The 4917-nt window shown below is 35.1% G+C and carries 3 protein-coding genes and 1 pseudogene; 1 reads left to right on the plus strand and 3 read right to left on the minus strand.

Annotated features, from left to right (window positions below; all coding sequences use genetic code 11):
- Positions 1 to 25: 25 nt before the first annotated feature.
- Positions 26 to 223 (minus strand): hypothetical protein, encoded by a 198-nt coding sequence (locus F6K54_RS40240; protein ID WP_293089981.1) that lies wholly within the window; start codon positions 221 to 223, stop codon positions 26 to 28.
- Between the two features lie 2 nt (positions 224 to 225).
- Positions 226 to 2985, minus strand: a complete 2760-nt coding sequence (locus F6K54_RS40245) for an adenylate/guanylate cyclase domain-containing protein (RefSeq protein WP_293089983.1) — start codon at positions 2983 to 2985, stop codon at positions 226 to 228.
- A 1302-nt stretch (positions 2986 to 4287) separates the two neighbouring features.
- On the opposite strand from F6K54_RS40245, the gene F6K54_RS40250 reads away from it, so the two are divergent.
- Entirely contained in the window at positions 4288 to 4467 is a 180-nt protein-coding gene (locus F6K54_RS40250) for a hypothetical protein (RefSeq protein ID WP_293089985.1), read from the plus strand.
- Between the two features lie 226 nt (positions 4468 to 4693).
- Here the strand turns inward: F6K54_RS40250 and F6K54_RS40255 are convergent.
- A pseudogene (locus tag F6K54_RS40255) lies at positions 4694 to 4917 on the minus strand (hypothetical protein); the annotation flags it as partial.

Genomic DNA, 4917 nt, shown 5'->3' on the forward strand with positions numbered 1-4917 from the left:
ACTTTTGACTTTTGAATTTTAAGTTCTAACTTTTGACTTTTGACTTTTGAATTTTAAGTTCTAACTTTTGACTTTTGACTTTTGACTTTTGAATTTTAAGTTCTAACTTTTGACTTTTGACTTTTGACTTTTGAATTTTAAGTTCTAACTTTTGACTTTTGACTTTTGACTTTTGAATTTTAAATTCTGACTCCTGACTCCTGACTCCTGACTCCTTCTTCAAAATTACTTTTTCCCTAACAACCAATAGGTGACCATTTTACCTCTACCTTTAACTGAAGTTAAACCTCTTTCCTGGAAAATATATTTATCTTTTAATAGTTCATAAGTAGTAGTTGTAACTTGAATTTTTCCAGCTTTTCCAGAAGACTCCATTCTCGAAGCTACATTCACAGCATCTCCCCACAAATCATAAATAAATTTCTTTGTACCAATTACACCAGCTACTACTGGCCCTGTATTAATACCAATTCTAATTTGAAATTTATCGCCCATATCTGTTTGAAACCTATCAATTTCTTGCTGCATATCTAATGCCATATTAGCGATCGCTTCTGCATGATTTTCTTGGGGTACTGGCAACCCACCTGCTACCATATAAGCATCGCCAATAGTCTTAATTTTTTCTAAACCATAAAGTTCAGCTAGATAGTCAAATTTAGAAAAAATTTGATTGAGCAGGTTAACTAATTCTATTGGGGAAACCCTGGCAGCAATAGGAGTAAAGCCAACTATATCAGAAAATAAAATTGTAGCTTTTTCAAAATAATCAGCTATTGCACTGGTATCCTGTTTTAATCTAAATGCAATAGGTTCGGGTAAAATATTCATTAGTAGACGCTCAGACTTTTCTTGTTCTGCGCGTAATGCTGCTTCTGCTTGTTTGCGAAGCGTAATATCTTCTACAATACCTTCATAGTAAAGAATTTCTCCATTAGCATCCCGTACAGCACGAGCTTTTTCAGACATCCAAATAATACTACCATCATAACGATAAATCTCTGATTCAAAATTTGATACTTCCTCATATTTATTAATAGCATCAATAAATTCTTGCCGACGATTAGGGTTAACATATAGCTGTTGTGCAATATTCCTAATATTAGCAATTAATTCTGAACAATTAGAGTAACCATACATTTTAGCCAAAGCAGGATTAGCACTTAAGAAAAAACCATCAGGTGTAGTTTGAAAAATACCCTCAATTGAATTTTCAAATATACTACGATATTTTGCTTCAGCCTTTCGTAATGCTTCCGCTGCTTCTTTGCGTTCTGTAATATCATTAACTATTGAAAGTAAACAAAGTTGCCCATCAAGAAAAATAACTTCTCCTGATAATAAACCAATTCTAATGTGTCCTGACTTTAGCTTCAAGCTAATTTCTTGATTATGAATTCTGCCATGAGTTTCTAATATTTTATAAATATTACTTCGCTCTTCAGGATTTACCCATAAACTTAATTCTGTCCCTGTTTTACCAATCACTTCTTCGCGACTATAACCTGTGGTTTCCAGAAAGCTATCATTAACTTCAATTATCCTACTATCTGCAAGTTTACTAATAGTAATTACATCTGGACTTGCCTTAAAAGCTAAAGCAAATTTTTCTTCTGACTGACGCAGCGCTGCAGTTCTTTCTTCCACTCGTTGTTCTAGTTCAGCATTTGTTTTTTCTAAATTAGCAAATGATTGCTGTAATTGTCGCGCCATTAAATTAAAAGATTCTGCTAAAATTTCTAGTTCATTTACTGCTTTGATTTCAACTATTTGATCGAATTTTCCACTAGCAATTTCTTTACTAGCAGCACTTAAACACATGACAGGATAACTAATCCAACGAGAGGTCAAAACTCCTATTACTGTTGCTACAAATAAAGCTATTAAACAAAGTCTTATTGTGGTACGAGTATTAACATTAATTTTATCCATAAAATCTTCTTCTGGCACCACAACTACAATTAGCCAATCTAAATTTTCACCATCAGAAAAAGGTACTACTTGTAAAAATTGTCGCTTGCCATTGAGTAGAAATTCTAATTGTTGAGATTGCTTGATTTCGCTAAAGTCACCAAAATATTTGATTAAATAATTTGCAGTAGTACCAATTAGGCAATTATCAACATTTTCAGCTTTGATTCTTGTGACTTCTTCATCTTTCAAACTAAATGGTTTTTGAGAAGTAGAAGAAGCCACTAAAAATCCAGAACGTTCGATAATGAAAGTTTGTCCTGATTTACCTATTTTTAAACTTTGGAGAAATTCTCTGATGTGAGAAAGAACAAAATCAACTCCAACTACTCCGATTAATTCATTATTATCTTGATAAACAGGTTGAACTAAAGTAACTTTCAATCTTAGCTCTTTAAAATCAGCATAAATATCACTCCAGGTTGGTTTTTTTGCCTCTACTGCATTTTGATACCAAGGTCTAATTCTGGGGTTATAATCTTTGCCAATTTCTAATAATTCTGTAGGCTTTCCTTCATTATCAATACCAAGGCTATGAAATTTACCTTTCGTAGATTTACCTGCTCTACCAATTTGCCATTGATTATTATTTTGAAATCCTAAACCAATAAATTCTCCTTGGGCGCTACCAAAATAAATAGCAGAAATATTAACCGAATCAAACAAAAATCTTTGTCGCCAAAATTGCTGGGTTAAACTAGCCGTATCTTGAATATTCAAATGACCTAAATTAATAGCATCCCAATTAATTTGAGCAATAACCTTGGGTGCTTCTAAATAATCTTTTAATCTTTCTTGAATACGAGTACTAACTTCATTTCTTAATTGAGTTGTTACTTCATTAACAGCTTCCTGGCCATTGCGTAGAGATAGCCATCCTGTCAAACCTACAGCCCCAAAAATCTGAACCACAAATGGTACTATTAGAATAGCTCGTAGAGGTATATGACTGCTCACTTTGATACGGGGGAATAGTGATTTCAGAAACATTGTGGTAGTCTGGCTTAAGGCCATATATTTCTATGAGAATTCTTTGATGAATTTGGTCAGTTTTTGATAAATTAATTGAAATTTTAACCCCCCAGTTTTGCGATTGATACTACCTCACTTGAGCGCGGTTTCTTCTATAAACTTCTGAGCGATCATAATTACTTAATTTGATTGTAATACTATTGGTTTATTAGCGTAGCATATTCTTCTGTTATATTAATTGAAATTAATTGAAGCTTATCTAAACTTTTGTAAAATTCCTCTCATATTTATTTAAAATTCTCATATTTATTTAATATGTTAGTTATTTTATAAAAAAATTTTAAAATCTTATTTTAATCTATAGCAATCCTAAATTATTTGTAAAAAATATCAGGATATTTAACGAAGTCAGAAGTCAGAAGTCAGAAGTCAGAAGTTAACCCACCCCTCACCCCTAACCCCTCCCAGGAGGGGAGGGGAAGTAGGGGATTTGAGAAACTCTCCGAAAATATTTCGCCTTAAAAGGGGGGGTTTTAAACCAATATTATTTTGATAAAAACTTGAAACTTTTACCGAAAAATTGTGGTTTAAAGTATTCCCTTTTAAGGGGATATTAACGAAGTCAGAAGTCAGATAGGGGAGCCGTCAGATTGGCGAGGTACAGAAGTTGTTTTTGTAACGGAAATTGAAATAAGATTGTTATAGATCGATATTTATCAAACTTTACTAATGGCTCTTTTTAAGCAGAAGCGTGGGGGTATTAAACCCAATATTAAAAATATAAATCGTCATAATTAGGGCTTGCTGAAAAAAAGACTTTTTCAGAGGAGGAGCCAGAATTTCCGTTTGTCATGCTTCCCTACGGGATGCTACGCAAACGCAAACAGAATCGGTGAATCCAGGAGGAATGAGATTCCGAGGAGAGGTAGCCAGAAGAATCTTCCCTTGATTTGTCTGCCATAATCCTCCCAAAATACTAGCATGCATGAGCTTTTTCCACTGAAAAGCTGACACTTTTTTAGATCAAAAAATGCTAAAACCTTTATCTGGCAATTATTTGAGATTTAATCAGCAAACCCTAATTATCTGTTTTTTTAGTGTTGCTGATTTGATGTATGAAATTCAATATCTTGTGAAATTATAAGCGTAGTGGATTGTTTCACCTAAAATAGTGTATTAGATTCAATTCAAAAGTAAAAAGTCAAAAGTAAGAATTCTTCTGTAACTATTAGCAGGAAAGCTAATAGATGGTTTATTAGTTTCAAAATAGAAAGGATACCCCAAATTACTGAGAAATCAGTAGATGTAGCTGGTGTAGATTTAGGAGTAAAAACTTTAGCAACATTGTCAACAGGGGAAATGTTTGATGGTGCTAAATCGAAAAAAAAGTTAGAATCATTACTATCACGACTGCAATACCTAAACAAGCATAAAACTAAGGGCGTTGGTGAATTAAGGTATGATTTGAGAAAAGAGCGATCGCTAATTAGGGTTTGCGTATGGAAAATCTTTTTGCTGGGGTAGGAGACAGGAGACAACCCACCCCTAACCCCCCCCCAGGAGGGGCAGGGCTGTTTCATTCTCGATAGACACGGGGACACACCAGACACACCAGACACGGGGATGGAGGCTTTTAAGCGACGTTGAACCAAATATTCTCTTAGAGCTTAAAGACGCGTACTTTGCCGATTTTGAGCGCCAATAAGCGTCCCTTTTGCTCTGACTAAAATGGTGAAAAGTCAACTTTTAATCATAAATTAAAAGCCTCCATCCCCGTGTCTCCGTGTCTCCGTGTCTCCCTGTCTCCCTGTCTCCCTGTCTCCCTGTCTCCCTGTCTCCGTGTCTCCGTGTCTCCCTGTCTCCCTGTCTCCCTGTCTCCCTGTCTCCCTGTCTCCCTGTCTCCCTGTCTCCCTGTCTCCCTTTCTCCCTGTCTCCCTGTCTCCCTGTCTCCCTGTCTCCCTGTCTCCCTGTCTC

Origin of the sequence: Okeania sp. SIO3B5 (genome assembly GCF_010692555.1) — a bacterium.
GTDB lineage: Bacteria > Cyanobacteriota > Cyanobacteriia > Cyanobacteriales > Microcoleaceae > Okeania.